The sequence below is a fragment of the Enterobacter cloacae complex sp. P15RS genome, assembly GCF_014895905.1.
GTDB classification, from domain to species: Bacteria; Pseudomonadota; Gammaproteobacteria; order Enterobacterales; family Enterobacteriaceae; genus Enterobacter; species Enterobacter quasihormaechei.
The window spans coordinates 1-373 of the sequence record NZ_JADBQL010000056.1 but is presented as its reverse complement, the minus strand read 5'-3'; the positions used below and the strand labels follow the sequence as shown (position 1 = coordinate 373).

Annotated in this window: 2 tRNA genes; both read left to right on the top strand. The window is 49.6% G+C overall.

Annotated elements, in window-relative coordinates:
- The first annotated feature begins 41 nt into the window (after window positions 1-41).
- A tRNA-Ile gene (locus IM267_RS21090) sits at window positions 42-118 on the top strand.
- Between the two features lie 105 nt (window positions 119-223).
- A tRNA-Ala gene (locus IM267_RS21085) sits at window positions 224-299 on the top strand.
- Window positions 300-373 lie beyond the last annotated feature (74 nt).

Genomic DNA, 373 nt, shown 5'->3' with positions numbered 1-373 from the left:
CACAGATTGTCTGATGAAAAACAGCAGTAAAAAACCTCTACAGGCTTGTAGCTCAGGTGGTTAGAGCGCACCCCTGATAAGGGTGAGGTCGGTGGTTCAAGTCCACTCAGGCCTACCAAATTTTTGCTGATGCTGCGTTGCGGCGACACTCACATACATAAGTATGCTTCGTGTCACCACGCCTTGCCTCAACAAAAATTACCGGTACAGAGGTGACTACGATGGGGCTATAGCTCAGCTGGGAGAGCGCCTGCCTTGCACGCAGGAGGTCTGCGGTTCGATCCCGCATAGCTCCACCATCTTTTACTGCGAACACAAGAAAACTTCAGAGTGAACCTGAAAAGGTGCACTGCGAAGTTTTGCTCTTTAAAAA